The following is a 24,344-nucleotide window of genomic DNA, read 5'->3' as shown; positions in this document are numbered from 1 at the left end:
TTGTTGTTATGAAATAAGAAATCCTTTTAATCTGTGCAATCTGTGGCAAAAAAAACTACCCTTTTTGAATGAGCGGAATCACTTTTGCACCAATAAGTTCTATAGCATTCATGAGTTGTGTGTGCGTGAGACCAGCATTGTCCATTTGAAAGGTGAATCTGGAAATACCGCCAAGTGATTCGCTGTGACGCAAAATTTTATCAGCAATGCGTTCCGGGTCTCCCACAATCAGTACCCCCAGATCGTCAATTAATCCGTCAAATTTGGCTTTGGTCACGGGCGGCCAACCGCGTTCCAAGCCTAATTTTGTCCAAAGTTCAGCATAACCGGGATAATATTCTTCAATAGCTTTTTCGGTTGTATTTGCAGCAAATCCGGGTGAATGTAGACCCACTTTAAGTTCTTCGGGTTGATAACCCGCAGCTTTTCCTGCTTCACGATACAAGTCAACTAAAGGACGAAAACGATGAGTCTGACCCCCAATAACTGCGACCATCAAGGGAAGCCCTAACGATCCGGCGCGGATAAATGATTCAGGAGTTCCGCCAACACCCAGCCATACAGGAAGTTTTTCTTGCAAAGCTCTGGGATAAACCGGAAGATTATTTATGGACGGGCGAAATTTTCCCGACCAGGTCACAAATTCATTGTCTCTGATTTGAAGCAAGAGATCTAATTTTTCTTTAAAAAGTTCATCGTAATCATTCAGATTAAATCCAAAAAGCGGGTAAGCTTCGATGGAAGATCCACGGCCTACTACAATTTCGGCTCTTCCTTTTGAAATTAAATCAAGAGTCGCAAAACTTTGATAGACTCTTACCGGATCGGCAGCACTTAGAACTGAAACAGCACTTGACAATCGAATGCGTTTGGTTCGTGCCGCAGCAGCACTTAAAATCACAGCGGTAGCTGAATCTAAAAATTCTTTTTTATGGTGTTCACCAATACCAAAAACATCAAGTCCGGCCTGATCTGCCAGCTCGATTCTTTGGAGTAATTGTTCCATTGCATCAACACTGCTTAGCGTATTGTGGTCTCCATACATCGCCGAAGCGAAACTGTCAATTCCTATTTCCATTTTTTATAGCTTTAGGCTTTAAGCTTTAAGCTTTAGGCAGTATGCTTTCTTATTAAGCCTATTGTCAAATGCTTATCGCGGTTAGTATTTTTATAGCTTTAGGCTTTAAGCTTTAAGCAATATGCTTTTTTTAGAAAGCCGACAGCCCAATACTTATCGCGGTTATTATTTTTTTTTAGGCTTTAGGCTTTAAGCAGTAAGCTTTTTAAGAAAGCCTAAAGCTTATAATTAATGAGAAAAACCAAAGGAAACACTAATCAGAATAATCACAATAACAATTAAGGTGATGCCTACATACAGATAATCTTTTTCCAGTAAAAACGAAAATAGTGATAGTAAAACACGTAAAACCGGAGTTAGAAAAAGCAGAATAATTCCAAAAAAGATTAAAGATTCACCGTTTCCCTGAATTACACCCTGATAAATTGCCGAAATTACTTCAAAGATATTACGGTCATTTTCATGAAAGACCGAATAGTCTTCAATGTCCGCGCTATGATGCAGTAAGTAAACAATTCCACCAATAAAAGCTACGGATAAAGAAATCCAGACGCCATAGCGCAATAAATTTCCGATAATGGTTTGAAAATCTTTTTCTCCAAATTTTTCGTGTTGCATAGTCTTAGATTTTTCCATTAATTCCGTTATAGATCATATTTACTGCTAGTACAAAGATGAGACAGGCAAAGAATATTCTTAGTTTCTTAGGATTTGTTTTCACAAGAACTTTCGCTCCTGCCATCGCTCCAAAAAGCACACCAACTACTACAGGCATACAGATTCCAGGTTCGATGTATCCTTTCTGAATGTAAATGACAGAACTTGCCATTGCGGTAACTCCCATCATAAAGTTACTGGTGGTAGTAGAAACTTTAAACGGAACTCTCATAATATTGTCCATGGCGATTACTTTAAAAGCTCCGGAACCAATTCCTAATAAACCGGACATCATTCCGGCAATTCCCATCATACTGAAACCTCCTATAACATTTTTAGTTCCGTAATGAATAACTTTGCCATCGTGTGCGGGATAAGTGCCTTCTAATTTTAGTTTTTTAGCCAAAGGACTAGATTCTAAAACAATATGTTCTTCTTTTTTACGAAGCGAATTGATAGCCGAGAAAATTAAAGTAAGCCCAAATAAAACGGCAATAAACGAAGTAGGAGCAATAGTTGAAAGCAGGGCTCCGCAAACAGCACCTATTGTAGTGGCAATTTCCAGAAAAATACCCAATCGCATGTTGGTGATTCCTTCTCTCACATAAGCTGCGGCTGAACCTGAAGAAGTTGCAATTACGGAAACCAGAGCTGCACCAATTGCATAATGAATGTCAACGCCAAGAATGACTGTTAAAAGTGGAATTATGATAATCCCGCCACCTAAACCTGATAATGAGCCAATAAAACCTGCTAAAAAAGCACCGAGAATCATAATCAGGGTAAACGTAAGTACTGTCATTCGAATCGATTTTGTTACCGCTAATTTACGAATTGAAATTGGGAGAGGAACTTTTTTATTTCTTAATTAAAAACTAAAATGACAGCATCATAAAATATAAAGGATGAAAAATAATGCCAAAATAATTCTAACTGATTGATTTTTAAATAACAATCAGGGAGGTTGATGATGCGCTAAGATTGAAGAATTTACAGGTTGTCTTCTATTATTTTTTGCACACTATTGATAAAAGTCTCCGTATCCTTAACATCCTGCTTGATGTATAAATCGTATTTGGTTAATTTATACTGATCAATCATGTCCTTTTTTAAATACTTTATGAGAGATTCGAGAGTTCGGGTATCTTCCTCATTTTGCCTTTTTAGTTCCCTTTGTTTGCTTTGCAAGTAATCCAGACTGTTTTTTAATCTCTCGACATTTAACTTTTCCACTCTTTTCCTTCGTTTAAAATTATTTAATAAACGATATCCCGGGAGGTTATTAAGCTCAATATGCCCCAAAAACCATTACCATTTGAGTTTAATTCCTCCGGAGTATCGTATTTTCATACATACGTTTAAATTGAGAATTTAGATTTGGGAATTGTTATATAATTTGTATTGCGATTTACAAAATTTGTATTTGAGGTGAGCAGGTTGTCGAAAGCCCAATGTTTTGGTCTTTTTCGCAGGTAGTTATTTTTTAAGGATTTTATATTTTGAATGAGTTTTATAAATTTTTATTGGGATCGATTGTCTAAAGCGAGATACGTTTTGTCCAAAGAAGAAAGCAATAAGGCTGCCGCAGCACTTGTTAGAACCGAGTAATCAAAAGGAGCTTTTACAGAGACTGAAACAGCCATGGAGAATGCAAAAAGAAGCATTAAACCTGCAGTTCCCAAAGCAATGTAACGGGTTTTAAATCCTATGATGAGAAACAAACCAAACAAAATCTCAAAAAAAGTAGCCAAAGCTCCCAATACTTCTGCTAAGGATCTACTAGCAAAGGAGTTTAAGGTTTGGGTGTAAACAATAAAATTGTCCCAGTTTCCCCACGCAACTCCGGGAGCGCCGGGTGCACCCCAAAGACCAAAACGGTCGGCAACTGCAGAGAGCATCGTAATTCCTAAAACAATTCTTAAAACAAAACCTGCCTGTGTTGTACCAATTTTTCTCATTTGGATCTTTTTAGGTAAAGGTAACAAGATGTTCTGCTACTTTGATGATTATTTTTGAGACCAAGCTATTTTAAGAACTCTTAAATCCATCTTCCTTATCCTTGAAGGCCCATGTCGCCATAGCTTCGATAACAGGCATTAAACCTTTTCCCGACGGACTTAAGCTATAGGTCACAAAAGGAGGTACAACCGGTTTAGCTTCTCTAATGACAAGATGGTCGGCTTCGAGCTGCTTTAAATGTTGTATCAGCATCTTTTCGGTAACTGCAGGGATAGCCCTTTTTAGTTCGCTGTAACGTTTGCTTCCGCCTGAAAGATGGTAAATGATAATGGGTTTCCAATAGCCTCCAATTTTTTCCATAACATAAGTTACAGGACATTGGTCTAAAGCATATTGCTTGTTTTCCTGAATAGTCGATGATTCTTTGATGGCGGTCATAGTGCATACTTTAGGGTAAGTACTTGTATAAAAGTAAGTACAAATATACCTTTGTTACAGAACATAAAAAAATAAACAGAGATGAAAATTACAATTTCAGGATCATTAGGAAACATAGGTAGGCCATTGACCCAAAAACTTATTGCCTCGGGACACGAGGTAACAGTAATCAGTAGTAGTTCAGACCGCGTAAAAATGATTGAAGCAGCAGGAGCAAAAGCAGCGATAGGTTCTGTAAGTGATGCCGCTTTTTTGCAAAGCGCATTTGAAGGAGCGGATGCTGTATTTGCAATGACTCCGCCTAATATGGGAGGAGTTAATATCATTACCAATACTACAGACGCCGGTAAAGCACTTGCAAAAGCCATAGCAGCTGCCGGAGTAAAACGTGTTGTAATGTTGAGCAGTATTGGTGCAGATTTACCAGGAGGAAATGGTCCAATTGCCGGACTTCATAATATTGAGAAATTATATGAGTCATTAGAGAACGTATCGGTTACGTATCTTCGTGCGGGTTTTTTCTACACGAATTTGTACCATGATGTTCCAATGATTAAGGGAGCGGGAATTATTGGAGCAAATTATCCTTCTAACACTACAATTCCTTTTGTACATCCTGAAGATATTGCCGCAGCAGTGTCTGAAGAATTACTAAAAACGATAGTGGGAAAGAACATTCGTTATATTGTAAGTGATGTGCGAACTCCAAATGAAGTAGCCAAAACTTTAGGCTTAGCCATTGGAAAACCGGATTTACCATGGATAGAATTTACCGATGTACAATCTCTTGACGGAATGAAACAAGCGGGACTACCGGAAGAAATTGCTGAACTGTATACCGAAATGGGATCAGGTTTTAGAAACGGTAAAATTGCAGCACATTTTTTAGGCGATTATAGTTCTGTTGAAGGACGAACTAAACTGGAAGATTTTGCAAAAGAATTTGCCGCTAAATTTTAAATAAAAGTAAGAAGCTGGTTTTAGGATCAGCTTTTTTTAGTATTTGAGAATTCTAAAGTGCTATTGATTTTTGATAAGAATATACTGGTTTAGTATAAAATTATACCGTTTGTAAGATTCGGACTGTATTTATCTTTGTAATAATAATAGAACTTAAAAATTATAAAGATGAAAGCCATAGGATTTAAAACATCGTTACCAATTGCTGAAGAAGAGAGTTTTATAGCATTTGAAACTCCAAAACCAGTTCCCGGAGAACGTGATTTAGTAGTAAAAATTAGTGCAGTATCTGTTAATCCCGTCGATTTTAAAATTCGTCAAAATAGTACAAAAGATACCATTTTAGAAACTCCGAAGATTATAGGTTGGGATGCTGTGGGTATTGTTGAAGCGGTAGGAGAGAAAGTAAGCCTGTTTAAGGTGGGAGATGAAGTTTTTTATGCCGGAGATATTACCAAACCGGGTAGTAATGCCGAATACCAGGTTATTGACGAACGAATTGTAGGCAGAAAACCAAAGTCCTTAAGTCTTGAAGAATCGGCAGTCATACCTTTAACCGGTTTAACGGCTTGGGAAATTCTCTTTGACCGCATCCGAATCAATCCTGAAAAAGATAAAGGTAAGTCGATCTTAATTATTGGAGGAGCAGGAGGAGTAGGTTCGATCGCTATTCAATTGGCCAAAAAAGTAGCGGGTCTCACGGTTATTGCAACCGCATCCCGCCCAGAAACTATAGGCTGGTGCAAAGAGCAGGGAGCTGATTATGTAGTCGATCACCGAAATTTAATTGCTTCGGTTCAGGAAGCCGGGTTTCAACAGGTTGATTTTATTTTAGATTTTGTAGATACGAATTCGTATTGGGATACTATGGTAGAATTGATTAAACCCCAAGGGCATATTGCTTCTATTACCGGAAGCAGTGATCCTGTGGCTCTGAACAAACTAAAAAATAAAAGTGCCTCCTTCTCGTGGGAGCTTATGTACACACGATCGATGTATGAAACCGATGATATGGAGGAACAGCACGTTATTCTTAATAAATTGGCTGATCTTTTAGATCAGGGCATGCTAAAATCAACGCTAAATGTAACGTTAACAGGTTTAACGGTATCGAATTTCAAAAAAGCGCATGAACTTTTAGAGTCAGGGAAGACTATAGGAAAAATTGCTATTAAGTTCTAAAGACAAGCAGGGATGAGGTTATGAACCTTTTAATATCTTAAAAACATATTCTTTGTAGCTTGCCCCGATAGGAATTTCTATGGAGCCAATTTCAACATCATAAGCGGTAAAAGCTGTAATGTTTTTTAAATTGATGATAAAAGAACGGTGTACCCGAAGAAAATCTTTTCCCTGAAGTTCCGCTTCAATATCGCCGATTTTGTATTTAGAGGTTAGTTTTATGTCTTCCTTCTGATGCACCACAATGTAGTCTTTCACACTTTCAATAAACAAAACATTGTCCGTATTGATTTTATGAAATTTAGTACCGCTTCTGATGTAAATAAAACTCTCGAGAGGTGGCGTTATAATTTTTGTATTGCTTGGGCCACTGATACGTAAATAACGATCGGTGGCTTTAAAAAAGCGATCAAAAGTAATAGGTTTGAGCAAATAATCTACAATGTCATGTTCGTAGCTTTCCAAAGCATATTCACGATAAGCCGTTGTGAAAATAATAGCCGGAGGGTTTTTCAATGTCTTTAAAAAATCAATTCCCGTGATCTGTGGCATTTTAATATCCAGAAACATCAGGTCAACTGCTGTAGTTCTTAATACTTCGGCAGCTTTTAAGGCATTCGGACAGGTTCCTACAATCTCAAAATAATCCAGCTTACTGATGTGATTTTGCAGCAGGTTTATGGCCAAAGGCTCATCATCGACTAATAAACATCTTATTTTCATTTTTCTAAGCTTGGTTGGAATCGTTTTGCAGCTTGATTTCTAAATGGGCTGTAAAATGAGTATCGTTTTTGGTAACCTCAAAAGTATAATTTTCTGGATAAATTTTGTCCAGCTGCTGTATGATATTGTTCAGTCCAATTTTACCGTTTTCAGATTCAGTTTCACTCTTCCCAATAGTGTTTTTAACCGTAAAGGTAAAATGACTGTTCTTTAGTTTTAAATCAATAGCTATAATGGGGGAATCCGTATCTTCTCCGGCACCATGTTTAAAAGCATTTTCTACTAATGAAAGTAAAATTAAAGGCGCAATAACATCATTATGGTCGACATCGGTATTAAAAATAACACTGAGCCTTTCATCATATCGTAATTTTTCAAGTGCAATATAATTGTTAAGCAATGCAATTTCTTGTGAAACAGGGACATATGTGCCGCTGCAGCGATATAAAATACAATCTAGTATTTCAGACAATACGGCAATTGATGGTGAAGTAATGGGAGAATTAACAAGGGAAAGCGAATAAATATTGTTGAGCGTATTGAACAAAAAATGAGGATTCAATTGGGCTTTTAGCACTTTCAATTCCGTTTCCGCCTTTTGCTTTTCCAGTAACAATGCTTTTTTCTGAACTAAATACTGGTTTTTAACCTGTTTTACAAAAACAAAAAATAAAGAAAGAAAAAAGGATTGAATAAAATAGGATCGAAACAACTTTGAAATATCTGTAAAGATTTCAAAAACGGACTCCTGTATAAAAGGAGGGGTGCGTACAATAGGTTCCAGTATATAAATGATTATAGTTCGGTTAATAGCCGAGATAAGATAACAGCCCACTATAAATTCAAGCCAGACCATACTATGATTTTTGGGCGTCATTAAGCGCGGAAGAATACGATAGGAAAGGAAATAGGCAAACAGCATAGAGAAAAAGAGATCGAATGCAATTCCCAGCATTTCATTTGGAATGTTTAATGCAGGATCATCAAAATTGTTTTTACCAAGGAACATAATATACAGGCAGAACCAAAACACAATATGTGTTGGAACTCTGTGCGCTGAGGAATAGTTGATGAGTTTTTCGAATACTGACATAGCAGACCAAAGTTAGTATTTATTTACAAAGAGAAAGAACGTGTCGACAAACAGGTTCAAAAAAGACATTAACGCATGAAAAGCGTAGATAAACATCGTTAATACTCGTTATTTAATGGTTTAACGATCTGAAAGAACTGTATAGCATGCGCTTAATTTTTGCATACAATTAAAGAAGAGTTTTGGTGAAAATTATAAACGAAACCAAAAATGAAAAAGCTCATCTTACTCATCATCCTTTCTTTAGGCTTTGAGGCTGTGGCACAGACCAATGAATTTACGCTTAAAGGAAAAGTTATGGATTCAAAAACAAAACAATCCCTGTCCTATGTTACCGTCACGCTGGAATCGTCTGATCAGAAAAAAAGAACGGTTTCTTCTGATGAAAACGGGATGTACGTTTTCAAGAGCCCTCCCGGAAATTATCAGTTGAAAATCGAATTTATATCCTACAAACCATTCACCGTAAACGCGATTTCACTTCAGAAAGATCTGATTTTAAAAGACGTTTTACTGGAAGAAGAAGTCAATGAACTGAATGAAGTGAATGTGGTAGCTGAAAAATCGGCCGTAGAACTAAAAATGGATAAAAAAGTATTCAACGTTGGGAAAGACATTCTCTCCAAAGGCGGAACAGCTAACGATATTTTGAATAATGTTCCTTCTGTGAATGTTGATATTGCAGGGGCCGTAAGCCTTAGAGGCAATAGCGGTGTTACGGTTTTAATTAACGGAAAACCATCCATGTTAACGGCCAATAACGGTTTGTCTCAAATTTCGGCGGGGAATATTGAAAAAGTAGAAGTTATTACAAATCCCTCAGCGGCTTACGAAGCGCAGGGGAGTGCAGGAATTATAAATATCATACTAAAGAAAAACAGTATGCAGGGATTCAACGGTTCGCTGCAGGCAGGAATAGGAAATCCGGCAAATCATAGTCTGAATGCCAATGTGAGTTATAAAACCGAAAAAGTCAATTTGTTTTCCAATATAGGATACCGTTATATTGACGTTTTTGCTTCCAACAGACAGTTTCAGCACAATACCAGCAACAATGCAGTAACCACGCTGAATCAATACGATGATATCCGAAGAAATAATAGTATCTACAATATTTACATAGGAGGAGATTATTACATTAATGCCAAAAATACTTTAACTGGAAGCTACTATCGAGACAGAAACAATAACAATTACAAAACGGCTATTGGGTACGAGTATGCCAATGCCAATAATGCAACTGACAGTATCATCAATCGCTACGAAAATTATAAGGAACCAAAGTTTTACAATGCCTTAGAATTAAATTATGTAAAAACATTTGATAAAAAGGATAAAAAATGGACGACCAGCCTGCAATATGATTTTTGGCACGACGATGAAAATCAATACATCGATCAGCAAAAAACGATGCCTTATGAACCCGAGGTTTCTAATCTGTACAGCCGAGATATTGAAAGCAGTAACGATATCTTTCTAAAGTCTGATTTTGTAAATCCGATAAACGAAAATTCTAAAATTGAGATGGGAATCAGAAGCGATTTGCGCGCCATTAGAAGTGATTATTATACGGTTTTGGATGAGGTTTTGCAGGACCAGTTTACCAATAAATTAAAATACGACGAAAATCTTTATAGTGGTTACATTCAGTTTGGAAGTAAAATTAAAAAGTTCAGTTATCTGGCAGGTTTGCGGGCGGAATTATCCGATATTAAAATTGCCGATTCAAAGAATTTGTTCAGCAACACTAAAAATTATATCAACCTGTTTCCAACCGTTCATTTAGTATACAATCTAACCGAAAAAACGGACTTACAGCTTAGCTACAGCAAACGTATCAACCGTCCGAGGTTTTGGCAGCTGAATCCTTTTTCCGGGCTTTCAGATTTGCGCAATCTTACCGTAGGAAACCCTGATTTGAATCCGATGTTTACGAATTCTTTTGAATTGACTTTACTGGCCAAACCCGGAAAATTCAGTATTAATCCGTCTGTATACTATCAGCACACTACCGATTTTTTCGAGTATATTCTGCAGCGTACCGATGAAAATTATTTTGTGAGAACACCGGTAAATCTGGACACCGAAGATCGTTACGGAGCAGAAGTTTCTTCAACTTACAGTCCAACAAAATGGCTGAGACTGTCTTTGGATTTTAATTACTACAAATTTAAGCAGCAAGGTATTTACAAAGAGGTAGTTTATGATGTGGAAGATGAAACCTGGCTGTCAAGTTTTCGTTCGGTTGTGAAGTTTCCAAAAATCATTTCGGGCGATTTTAGTTTTAAATACCGAGGTAAAAATCAGGGAGTTCAATCGGTTACCGAGGCACAATACTCGGCCAATATTGGTTTAAACAAGGACTTTTTTAACGATAAAATGTCGGTTACTTTAAATGTGAACAACCTTTTTAATTCGCAACTAACCAAACAAACGGTCAGCACACCGCTCTATTATTTAGAATCAGAGTTTCGTTCGCAGGGAAGATATATCAGACTGACTGTAATTTACCGTTTTAACCGAAAAAAGAATGAAGCCGACAGACTTCCGGATTCTGAATAGTCTGGAAATTTATATTCTTTACTCTAACTGAATTTTAGGAATCGAGCCAGTTTTTAAAATTATTGATTTCCTTTTTGCTTAGAATAATAGGTTCTGTATCCGGAACGGTAACATTCAGTAAAATTTCGATTTTCTGGCTCGAATGTTTTACAATTTCCTGAACAGAATGGCGGTTGATAATATATTTTCTGTTGATTTTAAAGAAAAGAGCCGGATCGAGTTTATTGATGAGGTCTTTCAAATTATTATTGTACAGATAACTGCTGCCGGAGTTGGTGTAGATAAACAAATGTTTTCCGGTGGCAAAGAAAAAGGGAATTGAAGTGTCGTTAACAGAAATTAGTTTATCTCTGTGGCTCACCAGAAAATGATGCTGAATGTTACTTTGATTCTCAATTTCAACTAAAGATTCAACAACTGAATTGCTGTTAAAGGTTTCTTTTATGTTTTTGTATTTGTGCAAAGCTTCGAGTAATTCTTCCTCTTCGTAAGGTTTAAGAAGATAATCGATAGTAAAATGTTTGAAAACTTTTACGGCATAAGAGTCATAAGCAGTGATAAAAATAACGGGGCATGACACGAGAGCCTGCTCGAAAATATCGAGGCTTTTACCATCTCCCAAATGAATATCCATAAATGCCAGATCAACGGTATTCGCTTTAAAAAAGGCAACAGCACCCTTTACAGATTTCAGTACTGTAATTTCACTGATCGGAAGGATAGTCTGCTCTTCCAGAATATTTTTGAGATAGGTGGAGGCGAGATGTTCATCTTCAATGATGACTATTTTCATTTCGTTTATTTTTTGTAAAGTTAAAAAAAACGGAGCGTTGTGAAAGCTTAGTGTTTTGCAAGGTACAATGGTTACATATTTTTCTTTTGTTGATCGATGCTATTGGGTTAAAAAATCTTTAATTGTTTTTGTATATAATTCGGGTTGTTCTGCGAAAATTTGATGTCCTGCATTTGGAATTAATTTGAACTTGCTATTAGTAAACAAGTCAAGATACTCTTTTGTATAGCCCCAATCAATATTATCGCATTGTCCTTTCATGACCAAAACAGGGATTTTGTTGTTTTTCAGTTTTATTCTGGGGTCTTTTAAACCACCATAACTTACACTTGTATTTAAATTACAATAACTACCGGCACCACCTTCTTCTTTCAATACATTTGTTGAATCGCAAACAAGACCTTTCGTAAAAACATTAGCCATACTAGTAAGATAACCATCAGCTTCTTTATCATTAGCCAGTTTTTTTCCAAAAAATCTTGCCCAAATTCCTATAGATACATACCTTGGATTAAGTACAATTGGAAGTATTTTCGAATTTGGATTGTATGGCTCTTTTAAATTCAGGCTGTCAGGTGCTTTAATTTTTTCTAATGCTTCATTTGCAGGTTTAATTGCACCGGGACAAGTAAAAACAATTCTGTCTACTTTGTCCAAATGATCAGCGGAATATAATACCGCTAATGCTCCACCCCAGGATTGTCCAACCAGAATTACTTTTTCGACACCTAATAATTTGATAATTGCTTCAAGGTCGTTTACATGGCGTACAGCAGTATATTCGCTAACTTTTTCCAGTCTTTCCGAAAGACCGCAACCTACCTGGTCATATAAATATACATCATAGCCCGATGCAGAAAGTTTTCCTAATGTTTCAATATTTTTGGTATACACATATCCTCCGGGACCACCGTGCAGGTAAATAATTGGATATGGTTTTTTCACCCCTTTGCCTGCAATGTGCGTATAAGCAATTTTTGAACCTGTAGGTAAATCCCAGTATTGAGTAGTTGCGCGAGGTGTAATATGAGGTACATCAGGGGTTGTCGGAATACATCCTTTAACTATAAATAGTGCGAGGCAAATTAGAAGTGCCCATTTTGTAAATTTTATTATAATTTTTTTCATCGTAATGCTTTTCATATTTACTCCTAACGTTTCCTGGCTTTCTGCAGGTATTTTTTTGTTCTTTATGGCTTGTTTTATCGCGAAACCAAAAGTATACAAAAAGACCATTCCATTATACATGGGCTCAAAATTTCTTAACCCACCAGCTGGAACAGATACTGAATGGATAATGTTTAGATTAGATGTTTTTATCAGATAGTAATGTAACTGCTTGAAAAATAATACGGAATTGTGATTTTTAAATAGTACAGAGAGGACCAACAGAACGTCGGTAATGTATGATGTGTTGTTAACGTACTAAATTTGTGGTTTGTACAACCTATTTTGAATCCATAAACGTTAGCCATATTTGTATTGGGTATAAACGAGTTTTTAAAATTTTGGCTTAAGTATTTCATTATCAGATGTTTTTTTTTGCTGTTGTGATTGGATTCTTTACCCGCTTTTTAGATATATTGCAATAGATAAAATCCTACTTTATCGTTTTTTTTATTAAATTAGCTAAAGCTTTAATGGTGTTGTTCGTCAGCTTTTTGCTGCAGAATGATGTACTATGGGATGACTACTTTACTCAGGTGCATTTTTTTCGCTTTTGAGATATAATGATGGAGCGCAAGTATAGTTCAGCAAGATCTCTTATCTGAAAGCTAACTAGTGTTCATTTGCTAAAACGAAGAATTAATGAACATAACACTGCATAAACTGCTTTTCTTGTCCTTTTTTAATCCAATTGCCTTTACTTTAAAAGAGTATCGCAATGCAGTACCAAGTTGAAAAAAGTATGAAAGAGAAAATCGAAAATCTGGAACAATCTAAGAACATTCAGGAATTTCTTTTGGCAATAAAGAGAAAATCGGATAATTTAATTAATTACTTTCTGGTCGCTTTTTTTATTATAGGTTTATTATTAGCGTTTTGTTTTGATACCTGGGAGATTGCAATTGGAGTGGGGGGAATATTGCTTATTGCCTATTATTCATCAAAATTAGCGTTGCCTGAATCTGACTTTTATCAGTATGTTCTCAGTACTGTATTGGGGATTTTCATGTGCCAGTTTATTTATCAGATGCATGGTATGTTTGAGATGCATTTTACGGCATTTGTTGCAAGTGCTATACTTATCACTTATCAAAACTGGAAACTGCAAATACCGTTAACATTAGTAGTAATAATTCATCATGCACTATTTGGTTATTTGCAATATAGTGGTGTCAGTGGTATTTATTTTACTCAGTTGGATTATATGACACTGCGCACTTTTGTTATTCATATACTATTAGCCACGACCATTTTCGGGCTTTGTGGATTGTGGGCTTATCAATTTAAAAATTACAGTGAAGCTCATATTAATCAGACGTTTAAAAAAAGAGAAATTGAAAATCAGGAATTAAAAACGGCAAATTACGAATTGGATCGTTTTGTGTATAGTACCTCTCATGATTTACGTGCTCCATTAAATTCTATGCTTGGACTTATTGAAATAGCCAAAGACGATACAGCGGAAGAGTTAATGATTGGACATCTTGAAATGTTAAAGGAGAATGCCGAAAAGTTAGATAACTTCATTTGTGATATCCTTGATTATTCGCGAAACTCACGGATGGAGATCGAGAAGCAAAAGATCAATTTTAGAGAACTTATCAAAGAGGTAACCCAAAATTTAAAATTCATGGGTGATACTAACCGAAGAGTTGATTTTAAAGTTGATATTATTGGTAATGCTTCGGTGTACTCCGATAAAAATCGGCTTACGACTATTCTGAACAATCTGATTTCAAATTCGATCCGCTATCAAAATTTTAAGGTTTCAAATCCATTTGTCAATATTAAAATTGATATTTCTAACATCGAAACCAATATTGTTGTTGAGGACAATGGAATTGGAATTCAGCAAGATTTACATCCAAAAATATTTGACATGTTTTATCGTGTTTCCCGAGAGTCGGTTGGTTCAGGATTGGGACTTTATATTGTAAAAGAAGCAATCTATAAACTCAATGGAGATATAAAAGTTCAATCTGAAATTGGTCATGGAACCACTTTTACGATTAAAATCCCAAACAAGTAAATACCTTAACCCATGGAACAGAACGCAACACAACCCTACTTTAGAAAAATCCTTGTCATAGACGATAGTGCTACAGATCGTTATATTGCAAAGCGAATGGCTGAAAAGTATTATTTTGCTGAGGAAATTGTTTTAGAAGAGTTAGCCACAACAGCACTTGAATATTTACGTTCGTTAGAAGATACACCTGATTTACTTCCGCAATTTATTTTTCTTGATATCAATATGCCTGAAATGAATGGTTTTGAGTTTCTTGAGGAGTATGCAAAACTTTCTGAATCAATCAAACTAAATTGTATTATAATGATGATTACTTCTTCAACGCATCCGGAAGATCTCAAACGGGCAGAAAGTAACCCCTTGGTAATAGGCTTTCTGAACAAACCCCTTTGTAAAGAGAAATTTGAAGGCATAAAGCAGGAGTTTCTATTAAAAAGTCATTAAACATAGATGGTTGAAAGTTAAATTTTATTAGTTAGTATAACCCCGACCGTGATTACTGTATAAGTCCAAAAAAGCAATGAGCCCGATGTAATATCGGGCTCATTATTGTAAGTATATAATTCTCTAAAATTTTGGGGCAATTTTACTTTGAAGTTATTTTATAGACTTACAATTCAGGATTGTTTAAACGTGCATCTAAAGGAAATGGAAGCGTATATCGCGGATCATTTTCTATTAGCGTATAATTTTCTCCATTGAAAGTATGGATGATTTGTTTTTGAGTTGTTCTACGCAAATCAAACCAGCGGTGACCTTCTACAGCAAACTCACGTTGTCTTTCCTGAGCGATAAAGTCAAGAAGTTGAGTTTGTGTCATGGCAGCAATCGACAGGCTTAACTGATCAAAAGCTGTAGTTTTATATCTGTTTTTGATGAAAGCGATTACCGTTGTTCTCGCCGTTGGCAGATCGTTTAGTTGTGCCGATGCTTCTGCTTTTGTCAAATACAATTCAGCGGTTCTAAAAGTACATTTTTGTGCAATATCACCACCTTTTCTAAATCTGTATCTGCTTCCGCTTGCCTGATAATACAAAGCAAAACGTAAGTCGTTTGTTTTATCATAAACGCCTGTTAAAGTTGGCGCAGCATATGATGTTCCTTTCAAAAGATTAATAAAAGGATCTTCAAGTGCTAATATAGATTCCGGTCCGTTGTAAAGATTAGGTAAGGCAGCAGTAGTGTTTAAGTTGATTAAAGCACTTTTGTATGTCATTGCTTTATCTGCAGCAGCAATAGCTTTTGCCCATTCTTTTCTGTAAAGGAAAATACGGGATTCCATTGCATATAAAGCAGCTTTAGAAAAACGGTAGTTGATACCCGTTGTTTGCGTGTCTAAATTCAATAATCTTTTTGCCTCTTCATTATCAGATAAAATCTGATCGTAAATAACAGCAACACTTTGAGGAACATAAGCTTGCTCTAAATCTATTTTTAAAGCCAACGGAACACCTCTGTCTGTTGCAGCTGTTGCAGCATTAAAAGGTTTACTGAAGATATTCAATAAATCAAAGTAAGCAAATGCTCTTAGAGCGTAAGCTTCTCCTATTAGTTGATCTTTCTCTGCAGAAGGCGCTAATTTTACGGTTGCTTCATTGATGATCACATTGGTATAGAAAATTCTGTTGTACAAAGTAGCATAAGGAAAACTGTTTGTAGTTTTATCAGGATTGGCATCGTTCCAAATATAATGATCTCTGTAGAAAGTAGCATTATCATTAGATTCATCTAAAACCAATTCGTCTGCTCTAATAGTAGATAATGCTTTATGAATAGCAGTTGTAGAGTAGCCGCTTGTCATTACTGCTCTATAATCAGTTAAAGTTTCCGGAATTACTTTACCCACTGGCTTCACATCAAGATAGTTATCACAGCTTACAGTCGTAATAGCTACGCTGGCAACGAATATGTATTTTAATATATTTTTCATTTTAAATCAGATTAAAAAGTTAGATTACATCCTAAAGATATTGATCTTGGGATTGGTTGTGCATAGATATTTCCGAACGTTTCAGGGTCAAAGTAACCTTTATAATCAGAGCTGATTACAAATAAGTTTCTTCCTTCGATACTAAATCTAATACTGTCCATAAACAACGTTTTTGTCGCTGTTTTAGGCAATGAATATCCTAAACGAACGCTGCTTAAGCGCATATAGCTCATTTCATGAACCCAAGTATCTAAATAGTTGTAAACATTAAGTGGTGCTCCTGCTGGAGAAAACCATTGGTAAGCCATCCATGAATCTCCTGTTCCTGAAGTTGGACTAGTAATTCCAGGTATGTGCGAACCTGTATTAGTAGGTGACCATGCATTAAGTATATCTGTAGTGTAGTTTTGACCACGATCTACTTGTGTACCATTAAAACTTGGTTTTTCAACAACAGTTTGTTTAAGATTGAAAGTAGTAGCAATAGTAAGATCAAAATTATGAACTTTAAAAGTGTTGATAAAACCACCGGTAAATTTTGGATCTGCATCTCCAACATAAGTAAACAAATCTCTTGTTTCTTCATTCGTAAGTTTTGATTGCGAGAAAACTCCCGGGAAAAAATCTGCATAAGGATCAAAAAGACCAAAAAGAGTTTGCGTGTTTACAGTTTCTCCTTTTTTATTTACAAATAAAGGGAAACCACTTTCATCAATTCCGTTAGTTTTTAAGGCAAATACGGCATTAACAGGTAATCCTTGTCTTGAAGGTAAATAGGTGTTAGATCTTGTCTGGATACGATCAACAGTACTCTTATTATGAGCAAAATTAATAGTCGTGCTCCATTTAAAGTTCGGACGGTCAATGTTTCTTGTAGACAAAGAAATCTCGTATCCTTTATTCGTTACCTGAGCCCAGTTAGCGTTTGTATATTCAAAACCGTTTTCAACAGGAAGTGATTGTAAGCCAATTAAGTCAGTACTTTTTCTTCCGTAAACATCGGTTATAATATTAATACGGTTGTTGAATAACCCCAGATCCATTCCAAAGTTGGTATTGGTCGTCTTTTCCCATCTTAATTTATCATTTGGAGGAGAAGCTACACTAATAATAGGTTCTGATTGTCCCGGTAAAATAATAGTTGTTTGATTTGTTCCAACGACATACGGAGAAGTATTTTTATCGATATTTCCTTGTAAACCGTAAGACGCACGTAATCTTAAATTAGAAACTATTTCGCTATCTTTTAAGAAATTTTCTTCAGATACTGCCCATGAACCGGAAACTGCCCATAATGGTAAGTATTTGTATTTAGGATCTGCACCAAATAAATCGGAACCGTCGTAACGAACACTTCCAAAGAACGTATATTTTCTGTCATATGTATAAGATGCTGTTGCGAAGAATGATGCAAATGCATTTTCGTTTTCACTCTTTAAATACGTTCTATAGGTTGGATTAGATGCATAACTTTGAGTTGGAAAAACAATTTGAGTTGTAGTCAATGTTTTCGGGTCGAAACCAAAACCTTTTGTATTAATAGCTGTGCTTTTGTTTTTTCTTAACTCATTACCCACCATAAATTCTAACTCATGTTTTCCTCCAAGAGTAGTGTTATAGTTTAACATCGTTTTCCAGTTGTATTGAAAAAAGTCAGTGTTTGAATTTTGAATAATTCCGCCAACTGGAAGGAAATAAGTATAAGCTCCATTTGCAAATACACTTGTTTTTTCTCTTTCTTTTCTTGTAAAGTAAGTGTCTTTACCGGCATATTTTTCAGAAGCATTGTTGTCAAACTGTAAACCAATTTGTGTACTTGCTTTTAATCCTTTTGTAATATTATAATCAACGTCAAGTAATGCTTTTATAGATCTTGTTGTCAATTCGTAATTGGTATTTTCTCTTTCTTCTAAGTAATTAAAAGGAATATATACACTTCCATTTCCATACCCGGTCATGTCTTTATCATAGTTATAACTTCCATCAGCATTTAATGGAGCTAAATATGGATTTGCGTTTCTGGAGTAATTAGCAGGATTTGTAAAAGTGTCTGTATCTGAAATATAAGATGATTTTTTACTTTGTGTACCAAAAATTCCAACGCCAACACGCAATTTATCAGTTACATCAAAGTTGTTTTTTAAGGTAAGGTTGTATCTGTCAAAACCAGTTCCGATAGTAGCACCTTCTTCGTTGTAAGCTCCTAAAGAGAAATAGTAATCAGATTTTTCTCCACCACCGGATAAACTTAAAGTATATTGTTTGTTGATGGCGCTGCGATACAATAAGTCACCCCAATTGGTATTGTTGTTTCTTAAAGCGTTGATTGAGTTTTGTGTTGTTGGACTTAGAGACGAAAAACCTCCCGATCTGTAGGCTCCTAATTCATTAGCCTGTTTAAGAATACGGGAAATTTCTCCGTTACCGTCTCTGTAAGTTAGATCTTCTCTTGAAGCCAGTGAAAGTTCAAAATCTACTTTTTGAGAAGCATTTAAAAGGTTTAATTTAGAAAAATCAGGTTTTTGAGTCACAAAAGTATTGACATTCAAATCTACTTTCATGCTTCCTTTTTTTCCTTTTTTAGTTGTTACCACAATAACACCGTTTGCAGCTCTTGCTCCGTAAATGGCTGTTGCAGCAGCATCTTTCAATATGGTAATATCTTTAATATCCTCAGGATTTAAACCTGCGATAGAAAAATTGTTTAAAACATCAATATTGTCTTTGTCATAATTTTGAGGAATGTCATTTCCTTCAAGTGGCAAACCATCCAAAACCCATAATGGATCCTGTGCACCGTTAAGAGAGGCAGTACCACGAACTCTGATTTTTGCAATGGTTCCCGGAGCTCCTGTTTGTTGTGTTACGGCAACACCCGCAACCTGACCTACTAACATTTGATCTAAACTCGCAACACCCGCTTGTTTGATATCAGCCATATCCACTTTGGCAACAGCAGATGTCAGCTTTCTCTTTTCGATTTTCTGATAACCGGTAACTACGATTTCCTTTAATTCGCTTACATCTGACTTTAAAGAAATGTTGTATTGATTTTTATCTGTAATGTCAATTGTATAAGGCAGATAACCCATATAGGTTACTCTTAGAGATTTGATATTATTGTTTATTTTCAATTCAAAGGCACCGTCAAAGTCACTTACAGTTCCCAGACCGGCACTTTGAATTACTCCTTTTTCAGAGGTGTTGTTTGATACGGAACTGTTTTCGACAGCAATGGTAACCCCCGGTATCGGCAGTCCATCTTTGGCATCAAGTACCTTTCCTTTAATAGTCCTTTCCTGCGCAAACCCCGAGAGGGTAAGTAGGAAACTCAGCATGTAAAATAAATTTTTCATTGGGTTGTTTTTGGATTATGTTAATTTAAAGTGTGTTGTTTAGTGCTTTTTCAATACGCTGGATCAGATCGAAATAATGATTCTTTGTCTCCTGATTTCCAATGTTTCTTTTCGTCTTTAAAAGTTTCAGAATCTGATTCAATTCTCCTTTTTTGTCAGAAGTCACTTCGGAAACTCTCTTTAATGAAGACTGATTGATGTTGCGCGCCATTTTTGATTCTTGCAGATAATCGCATAAATGAGGCATTTTTAAAGTCTCTTCTAATTGAATAATTTTCTTGCTGTCTGTTTTCTCAAAAAGTTTATTGGTCGAAACAATCAATACATCTACATAATTTTTCTGTGTCATACGTTCCATAATCGTAAGCGATTTGTTTTGAATCGTAGGAGCGAAAATGTTTTGATGAACGGTTTTAAATAATTGTGTTACGGTATAAACATTCTCTTTGGCTTCGTTACGTTGGAACAGCTCATTTTCTGTAATTCTCAACAAACGATCATCACTTAACAGGTTGTATAAAATTCCATATTGTAATTCTCTTGCCAGCGTGTAAGGAGTGTACTCATAGGGCCCAAGAGGAGAATCTTTCAATGGATTTGTTTTGTCCAGAATTGGGTTAAAAAACAACCATTCCGGAAGCGCAATACTATTTTTCAGTAAATACGAAACAGCTCTTTTTTGAATGGCAGCCGGAACCGGAACATAACTTGCTTTATTGTCACCGTGAACCGTGGTATTCAGATAAATTCCTCCCACATTCGTTAACACATGGTAGTTGTAAAGATTCCACTGACCAATTGCTCCAATATAAAGTTTACCTGTTTGATAGTAAGATTCATCTTTATCATACGTCCACTCAAGGATTTTACCCACCACTTTTTTAAGGTTTTTTAGCCCATATTCGCTGGCCTTCATAGCATCATCCCCTAAATCTTCAGATTGCGAACGCGGGTCAATTGTACTGTCACCGTCCTGCTGCTCTCCGTAGAAATAAACCGGATCGTTTTGGTGTTTTGCAATCAGATCGTTAAGCGCAGTGTGCTCTTCTTTTTGATCAGCGTACCATTTGTAACCCCATTCGATAGCATATTTATCGTATTCACCAATTTTTGGAGTGATCGCTTCAACATGATCTTCGGGCTGAGCAATATAGTTGTAACGAGCATAATCCATGATTGAAGGAGCCGTTCCGCCCATTTTTGCTGTAAAATCTTTAGATCTTAACGATTCTACAGGATAAGCAAACGAAGCACCCATATTGTGTTTTAAACCAAAAGTATGTCCCACTTCGTGAGACGATACAAAACGGATCGCTTCTCCCATGTGTTCGTCACTAAATTTATTTCCTCTGGCTTTCGGATCAATGGCACCTGTCTGAATGCGCATCCAGCTTTGAAGTGAAGTCATTACATTGTGCCACCAGATAATATCCGATTCTATAATTTCACCACTTCTTGGGTCTACTACCGCAGGTCCCATAGCGTTAGATTTTTGAGAAGCCACATACGTAATTACAGAATAACGTACGTCGTCGACATCAAAATCAGTATCTTCTTCAGTTGGTTCTTTGGCGATTACGGCATTTTTAAATCCGGCTCTTTCAAAAGCAACCTGCCAGTCGCGAACCCCTTCTATAATATAAGAACGCCATTGTTTTGGTGTCGATGGATCGATGTAATACACAATTGGCTTTTTAGGTTCTACCAATTCGCCTTTGCGGTATTTTTCGATATCTTCTTTTTTAGGTTCCAGTCTCCAGCGCGTGATTAATTCTTTCTCCTGCATAGCATGTTGACTGTCGCTGAAATACCAGTGTTTTTCAGAGAAATACCCCACACGCTTGTCTGCAAAACGCGGTTGCATAGGTGTTTTATCCAGTAAAATAATGTTGGACGTCACTCCAAGAGTAACCGAAAGGGCAGGACCGCCTTCGCTTACAGATGTAGTAAGCTGTGATTTTACAACAATATTTTTAGGAAACGTTTTTACATTTTCTATATACGATAGTTCCGATTTTACAGATCCGCCAAAGCCAATGTTGCTCAATACATCATTGAAACTTTTTTGCTTACCGTCAAAAACCTTATTGGCTTTAATAACAACCGAAGTCGAATCGTTATTCTTGGTTTCAATATCAAAAACTTCAATAATGGATTCTGAGAAATTATTGTTTACCGAAGCCGTAATAGCATCTCCAACAGGCGATGAAACCTTTGGAACAGAAGATTTTACCCAAACTTTCTTGGCCACTAAATCTTTGTGAAACGTTATAATTTTATTCTCGTAATTCATTCCTTTATTCAATCCGGCATCATTAACAGGCAAAGGAACACTTGAGATTTTGTTAACTACTAAAAACTCTCTTTGAAAAAGAGAATCGTTAATTTCCAGGTATAAATCTGTTTTGACCTGAATGGTGTTAAAAAGTCCTTTTTTGAAAGTTCCTTTTTTAACAAGATCATCATACTTTTTTCCTTTCGAATCTTTTAATGAATCTTTAACTTGTACAGTTTTGTCTTCTTTATTCTTTTTATTCTTTTTTTGAGAAACCATAGTACTGGTGCTCAGTACCAATACCAATAAAACGATATTTTTCAGGTTTATCAACAATGCCTTTTCTCTCATTGAAAGTTAAGTTTAGGTTAATTTTTGGCTAAAAATATTGCAGGGGTTACGTTAAAAAAAACAAAATGGAGTGAGTGGCTTTTTTTCGGGAGTGAATGTTTTTCTTTTACCCAATTAAAGGTAAAATGCAAGTAAAATCGCCGTCTTTTTTGAAGACTTCGAAATCGTCCTTAGCATAATATTTGTAAATAATTTCTAAGTATTTGTGACCAAACTTGGATTCTTTGCCAAAGTTTTGCTTTTCGTTTAAATTATTGGTAATAATTACAACGTTTTCTTTAATGTCAATTGTTATTTTTAAAGGGGTTTCTTCAGAAGCGATATTGTGTTTTATGGCGTTTTCTACCGCGATCTGAAAAGCCAGATACGGCACTTTTTTAGCCAGATTATTTTCGTCTTCGATCTGAATCGAAAAGACAAATTCTTTCGTAAAACGGGTTTGTTGCAGAAATATATACTTTTCGATAAAAAGCAGTTCTTCCTGTACCGTAACAATATTGTTAACCGGGGGCGTAATCAGATATCTGTAAATTTTGGACAGATTCAGAGTGAATTTTCGAGCGACAGCTGTGTTGCTTTCGATAAGCATGTATAACGAATTCAGTGAGTTGAACAGAAAGTGCGGATTGATCTGTTCTTTTAATTGTTGCAGCTGAATGAGTGCTTTCTCTTTATTAATCTTTTCGTTTTCTATCAAAAGATTATTTTTCTCCTGCGCCAGTACTTCTTTTTCCTGAAAATTTTTACGAGTGAAAAGAGTAAATAAATAGAAGAATACAATTAAAATAGCTGTTGTAACGATGTAAATTAAGGAAGCATACTTTTTTACGGTATTGACATCTTCATTAGATATTTTCTCCGCAAAATTAACACAGATGTACCAATCCGTTCCTTTTATATTGAGTCGTTTGGTATAGCGTACAATGTCAAGACCTAAATATTCCGAAAGCGCAATTTGTCGGCTGAAACTGTTTTTATTGGTAAAAGTAGTGTCACTTGCACGAAGGTTTGTGATTTTGAAAACATTCTTCTTGAGCAATTTTACCTCAGGATGGTAGAGGATTGTTCCTTTTTTATCAAACACAAAAGCATAATTGAGTGCTTTTTGGTCAATGGTAGAAAAATAGGTTTGAAGCGCCTTCAAATCAATGTCATATCCGTATCGAATGACTGTACCATTTGTCGCGATGTACTTGTAATAAATGCGCCAGAAAAAATCCTGCTTATTCTCGACAATACAATTGTATGCATTGAGATTCCCGTTTTTAACAGCAAAATCTTTGATGGAAGCTTCCAGATTTGGACTATTTTTAGCAGTTACAAAAGTGATATGCTCCTTATTAATCTGAAACCAATTGTTTTTAATAAGACTGTCATTGGCGTGAATTGTACTGAGTATCTTTAGATTATCCGACAGATTCTGGGTACTGCTCATTTCAACAATACGTTTTAATTCATTTTGAATTTCTAAAAAATGCGACAATTCCTGTACAAGTACTTCCTGTTTTTTCAGAAAGCCTCGTTCTTCAGTTGCAGTATTTGATTTTTCGGTGATCTCAGTTATAAAACTGCTCAGAATATAAATTGAAAGCAGCGTGAGGACAATAAAGATAATTCCTAAAATAAAGAAGTTCCTGCGGGAAAAGGTATTTTTAAAAGTAAATTTCAACGATGTAGATTAAAATATAAGGCAGTATTTCAGACCTTAAAAAGCAATAATTTTTATTTTTTTAGGGTGCAAATATAAAACTTTTTATTTGATACTGTTGTAGTTAGCAAAAGTTAACAGTA

General features: G+C 35.8%; 19 protein-coding genes. 5 read left to right on the top strand and 14 right to left on the bottom strand.

Translation table 11 applies throughout. The features are described from left to right. Positions 1-55: 55 nt before the first annotated feature. The 6 genes from C245_RS0115810 to C245_RS0115785 all read right to left on the bottom strand — a co-directional run bounded on the left by C245_RS0115810 (position 56) and on the right by C245_RS0115785 (position 4,132). Entirely contained in the window at positions 56-1,078 is a 1,023-nt protein-coding gene (locus C245_RS0115810; RefSeq protein ID WP_017497587.1) for an LLM class flavin-dependent oxidoreductase, read from the bottom strand. A gap of 228 nt (positions 1,079-1,306) precedes the next feature. Next, positions 1,307-1,696, bottom strand: a complete 390-nt coding sequence (locus C245_RS0115805; RefSeq protein WP_026110103.1) for a DUF1634 domain-containing protein — start codon at positions 1,694-1,696, stop codon at positions 1,307-1,309. 4 nt (positions 1,697-1,700) lie between these two features. Next, positions 1,701-2,537 (bottom strand): sulfite exporter TauE/SafE family protein, encoded by an 837-nt coding sequence (locus tag C245_RS0115800; RefSeq protein ID WP_017497585.1) that lies wholly within the window; start codon positions 2,535-2,537, stop codon positions 1,701-1,703. A 188-nt stretch (positions 2,538-2,725) separates the two neighbouring features. Next, positions 2,726-2,968: a hypothetical protein gene (locus C245_RS0115795; protein WP_124020557.1), complete on the bottom strand. Its 243-nt coding sequence runs from the start codon at positions 2,966-2,968 to the stop codon at positions 2,726-2,728. Positions 2,969-3,255: 287 nt separating this feature from the next. Then, entirely contained in the window at positions 3,256-3,693 is a 438-nt protein-coding gene (locus tag C245_RS0115790) for a DoxX family protein (RefSeq protein WP_017497583.1), read from the bottom strand. Positions 3,694-3,763: 70 nt separating this feature from the next. Next, positions 3,764-4,132, bottom strand: a complete 369-nt coding sequence (locus tag C245_RS0115785) for a helix-turn-helix domain-containing protein (RefSeq protein ID WP_017497582.1) — start codon at positions 4,130-4,132, stop codon at positions 3,764-3,766. A gap of 81 nt (positions 4,133-4,213) precedes the next feature. Between C245_RS0115785 and C245_RS0115780 the strand changes: the two genes are divergently transcribed. Together C245_RS0115780 and C245_RS0115775 are read left to right on the top strand one after the other, a co-directional pair. Further along, entirely contained in the window at positions 4,214-5,092 is an 879-nt protein-coding gene (locus tag C245_RS0115780) for an NAD(P)H-binding protein (RefSeq protein ID WP_017497581.1), read from the top strand. A 168-nt stretch (positions 5,093-5,260) separates the two neighbouring features. Next, entirely contained in the window at positions 5,261-6,274 is a 1,014-nt protein-coding gene (locus C245_RS0115775; RefSeq protein ID WP_017497580.1) for a zinc-binding alcohol dehydrogenase family protein, read from the top strand. A gap of 18 nt (positions 6,275-6,292) precedes the next feature. Here the strand turns inward: C245_RS0115775 and C245_RS0115770 are convergent, their stop codons facing one another. Together C245_RS0115770 and C245_RS0115765 are read right to left on the bottom strand one after the other, a co-directional pair. Then, a complete protein-coding gene (locus tag C245_RS0115770; RefSeq protein WP_017497579.1) occupies positions 6,293-6,997 on the bottom strand; it encodes a LytTR family DNA-binding domain-containing protein in 705 nt (234 codons plus the stop codon). A gap of 4 nt (positions 6,998-7,001) precedes the next feature. After that, complete coding sequence (locus tag C245_RS0115765) at positions 7,002-8,090, bottom strand: sensor histidine kinase (RefSeq protein WP_017497578.1); 1,089 nt, start codon at positions 8,088-8,090, stop codon at positions 7,002-7,004. A gap of 210 nt (positions 8,091-8,300) precedes the next feature. Between C245_RS0115765 and C245_RS0115760 the strand changes: the two genes are divergently transcribed. Further along, positions 8,301-10,652, top strand: a complete 2,352-nt coding sequence (locus C245_RS0115760) for a TonB-dependent receptor (protein ID WP_017497577.1) — start codon at positions 8,301-8,303, stop codon at positions 10,650-10,652. Between the two features lie 34 nt (positions 10,653-10,686). On the opposite strand, the gene C245_RS0115755 is transcribed toward C245_RS0115760, so the two are convergent. Continuing rightward, positions 10,687-11,445 (bottom strand): LytTR family DNA-binding domain-containing protein, encoded by a 759-nt coding sequence (locus C245_RS0115755; RefSeq protein WP_017497576.1) that lies wholly within the window; start codon positions 11,443-11,445, stop codon positions 10,687-10,689. A gap of 99 nt (positions 11,446-11,544) precedes the next feature. Beyond that, positions 11,545-12,573, bottom strand: coding sequence for an alpha/beta fold hydrolase (locus tag C245_RS0115750; RefSeq protein ID WP_157495884.1), 1,029 nt, complete (start codon positions 12,571-12,573; stop codon positions 11,545-11,547). A 757-nt stretch (positions 12,574-13,330) separates the two neighbouring features. Between C245_RS0115750 and C245_RS0115745 the strand changes: the two genes are divergently transcribed. Together C245_RS0115745 and C245_RS0115740 are read left to right on the top strand one after the other, a co-directional pair. Beyond that, a complete protein-coding gene (locus C245_RS0115745; protein ID WP_017497574.1) occupies positions 13,331-14,641 on the top strand; it encodes a HAMP domain-containing sensor histidine kinase in 1,311 nt (436 codons plus the stop codon). A gap of 12 nt (positions 14,642-14,653) precedes the next feature. Next, positions 14,654-15,085, top strand: a complete 432-nt coding sequence (locus C245_RS0115740) for a response regulator (protein ID WP_017497573.1) — start codon at positions 14,654-14,656, stop codon at positions 15,083-15,085. A gap of 166 nt (positions 15,086-15,251) precedes the next feature. Here the strand turns inward: C245_RS0115740 and C245_RS0115735 are convergent, their stop codons facing one another. The 4 genes from C245_RS0115735 to C245_RS0115720 all read right to left on the bottom strand — a co-directional run bounded on the left by C245_RS0115735 (position 15,252) and on the right by C245_RS0115720 (position 24,222). After that, positions 15,252-16,571 carry a RagB/SusD family nutrient uptake outer membrane protein gene (locus tag C245_RS0115735; RefSeq protein ID WP_017497572.1) on the bottom strand — a complete coding sequence of 440 codons (1,320 nt, stop codon included), beginning with the start codon at positions 16,569-16,571 and terminating at the stop codon, positions 15,252-15,254. An 11-nt stretch (positions 16,572-16,582) separates the two neighbouring features. Beyond that, a complete protein-coding gene (locus tag C245_RS0115730; protein ID WP_017497571.1) occupies positions 16,583-19,927 on the bottom strand; it encodes a SusC/RagA family TonB-linked outer membrane protein in 3,345 nt (1,114 codons plus the stop codon). A gap of 25 nt (positions 19,928-19,952) precedes the next feature. Then, positions 19,953-22,553 carry a zinc-dependent metalloprotease gene (locus tag C245_RS0115725; RefSeq protein ID WP_017497570.1) on the bottom strand — a complete coding sequence of 867 codons (2,601 nt, stop codon included), beginning with the start codon at positions 22,551-22,553 and terminating at the stop codon, positions 19,953-19,955. A 106-nt stretch (positions 22,554-22,659) separates the two neighbouring features. Continuing rightward, complete coding sequence (locus C245_RS0115720; protein ID WP_017497569.1) at positions 22,660-24,222, bottom strand: histidine kinase; 1,563 nt, start codon at positions 24,220-24,222, stop codon at positions 22,660-22,662. Between the last annotated feature and the right edge of the window lie 122 nt (positions 24,223-24,344).

Source organism: Flavobacterium sp. WG21, from assembly GCF_000335775.1.
Lineage (GTDB): Bacteria > Bacteroidota > Bacteroidia > Flavobacteriales > Flavobacteriaceae > Flavobacterium > Flavobacterium tructae.
This window is presented reverse-complemented; position numbering and strand designations above follow the sequence as displayed.